Below are 2,821 nucleotides of genomic sequence, written 5' to 3' on the forward strand. Positions count from 1 at the left end.
CGGGGACGCGGTCCGCTTCACCGTCCCTCCGGCGCTGCACGCGCGCCTGACCGCGCTCGGCGCGGGGCACGGGGCCACGCTGTTCATGGTGCTTCAGGCCGGGCTCGCCGCACTGCTCACCCGCCTGGGCTCGGGCACCGACATCCCGATCGGCAGCGTCGTCGCCGGGCGCGACGAGGCGGCCGAGGACCTCGTCGGCTTCTTCGCCAACACCGTGGTGCTGCGGACCGACACCTCCGGCGATCCGGAGTTCGGGGAACTGCTGCGCCGGGTGCGCGAGCACGACCTGGCCGCCTTCGCCCACGCCGACCTCCCGTTCGAACACGTCGTCGACGCCGTGCGCCCGCATCGCTCGCTCGCGGCGCACCCGGTGTTCCAGGTGGCGCTGGCGCTCCAGAACAACCACCCGGGCACCGTCGCGCTGGCGGGTCTCGAGTGTGCGGCGCACCCGGTGACACTGCCGGTGGCCAAGTTCGACCTGTCCGTCGAGTTCACCGAACGGCCCGGCACGGGGGGACTCGACGGCGTGCTCGAGTTCGCCACTGACCTGTTCGACCACGAGACCGCACGGGCCCTGACCGAACGCTACGCGCGCGTCCTCGAGGCCGTCTGCGCCGACCCGGGCACGCGCGTCGGCGAGCTCGACGTTCTCACTCCGGCCGAGCGGCACGCCCTGCTGCGCGACTGGAACGACACCGCCACCGAGCTGTGCCCCCGGACGCTGGCGGAGCTGTTCACCGACGAGGTGCGCGCCCACCCCGACGCCGTCGCCGTGGTCTTCGACGACACCGACGGGCGCGCGGGACGGCCGGTGAGGCTGACCTATGCCGAGCTGGACGCCCGCGTCGGCAGGCTCGCCGCGGTGCTGGCCGAGCGGGGCGCCGGTCCGGAGGACTTCGTCGCCCTGGCGCTGCCGAAGTCGGTGGAGATGGTGGTCGCGATCCTGGCGACCGCCCGCACCGGGGCGGCCTACCTGCCCGTCGACCCGAACTACCCCCGGGAGCGCATCGAGTACATGCTCGGCGACGCCGCGCCGGCGCTGGTGCTCGCCACCACCGCGACCGCGGCGGCGCTGCCGGAGGGCCACCCCGTGCTCGTCCTGGACGAGCCCGGCACCACCGCCCTGCTCGACGCCGCTGTTCCCGTCGCCGACCGCCCGGTGTCCCCGGACCGCGCGGCTTACCTCATCTACACCTCCGGCTCGACCGGGCGCCCCAAGGGCGTGGTCGTGTCCCACCGTGGTTTCGCCAGCGTGCGGCAGGAGTGCGCCCGCGCGTTCGGCACCGGTCCGGGCGCCCGGGTGCTCCAGTTCGCCTCCCCGAGCTTCGACGCCGCCTTCCTCGAGGTCCTGATGGGCGTGCTCTCCGGCTCGGCGCTGGTGCTCGCGCCCGCCGACCACCTGCTGCCCGGCGACTCGCTGGTGCGCCTGCTCACCCGGCAGCGGATCACCCACGCGATCATCCCGCCGGTGGCGCTGTCCGCGCTGACCCCGCACGCCGACCTGCTGCCCGGCGGCATGCTCATGGTGGCGGGGGAGGCCAGCTCGCCCGAGCTGGTCGGCCGGTGGTCGGCGGGCAGGCACCTGGTCAACGGCTACGGTCCGACCGAGTCCACGGTGATGGCCTCGCACAGTGCACCGTTGCGTGGTGCCCAGACCCCGCCCATCGGCACCCCGATCACCGACACCCGCGTCCACGTGCTGGACGAGCGGCTGCGGCCGGTGCCGCCGGGCGTGCTCGGCGAGCTCTACATCGCCGGTGCCGGGCTCGCGCGCGGCTACCTGCGCAGGCCCGCGCTGACGGCGCAGCGGTTCGTCGCCGACCCCTACGGTCCGCCGGGGTCCCGTCTCTACCGCACCGGCGACCTGGCCCGGTGGACACGCCACGGGGAGCTGGAGTTCGCGGGACGTGTCGACGACCAGGTCAAGATCCGGGGTTTCCGCGTCGAGCTCGGCGAGGTCGAGGCGGTCACGGAGGCGCACCCTGCCGTCGCGGCAGCGGCCGTGACGGTGCGCGAGGACCGTCCCGGCAGGCCGTTCCTGGCAGCCTACGTGCTCGCCGAACCCGGCACGCGGATCGACGCCGCCGCGCTGCGGGAGCACGCCGAGAGTGCGCTTCCCGAGCACATGGTGCCCGCCGCGTTCGTGGCACTCGACGAGTTCCCCACGACGCCGAACGGCAAGCTCGACCGTGCGGCGCTGCCCGCGCCGCAGTTCGGCGGCGGGCCGGTCACCGCGGCCCGCACCGACGCCGAGTCGACGCTGTGCGCGCTCGTCGCCGACGTACTGGGTTTGGACGAGGTCGGCATCGACGACGGCTTCTTCGATCTGGGTGGCGACTCGATCGTGTCCATCCAGCTCGTCTCCCGCGCCCGCCGCGCGGGCCTGGTGTTCACCGCGCGGGACGTGTTCGAGCACCGCACGGTGCGTGCGCTCGCCGCCGCCGCCCGCCGGGAGGCGCCCGAGTCCACCGAGGCCGCCTCCGAGCCCGGAACGGGAGAGGTGCCCGCGACTCCGGTGCTGCGGTGGCTGGCCGGGCGCGGCGGGATCACGACCGCGTTCCACCAGTCGATGGTGCTGCTCACCCCGGCGGGCGCGGAGCGGGACGTGCTGCGGCGGGCGCTGGCGACGCTGCTCGACCACCACGACATGCTCCGGGCGCGCCTGCGCCCGGGTGCGGAGCCGGTGCTGGAGGTGCCCGGCCCCGGCACCGTCGACGCCGACCGGTGCCTGCGCAGGGTCGACGTCACCGGCGCTGGTGCGCCGGCCTTCTCGAACAGCTCGAGCCTCGCGATCTCGGCGTACTGGTGGTAGACGGCGTGG

Annotated in this window: 1 protein-coding gene; it reads left to right on the plus strand. The window is 74.8% G+C overall.

From position 1 onward, the window contains the following. Positions 1–2,812 (plus strand): non-ribosomal peptide synthetase (locus SACSA_RS23830; protein ID WP_198009101.1); only part of this gene is annotated, 2,812 nt, incomplete at its 5' end. Positions 2,813–2,821 lie beyond the last annotated feature (9 nt).

Source organism: Saccharomonospora saliphila YIM 90502 (assembly GCF_000383795.1).
Lineage (GTDB): Bacteria > Actinomycetota > Actinomycetes > Mycobacteriales > Pseudonocardiaceae > Saccharomonospora > Saccharomonospora saliphila.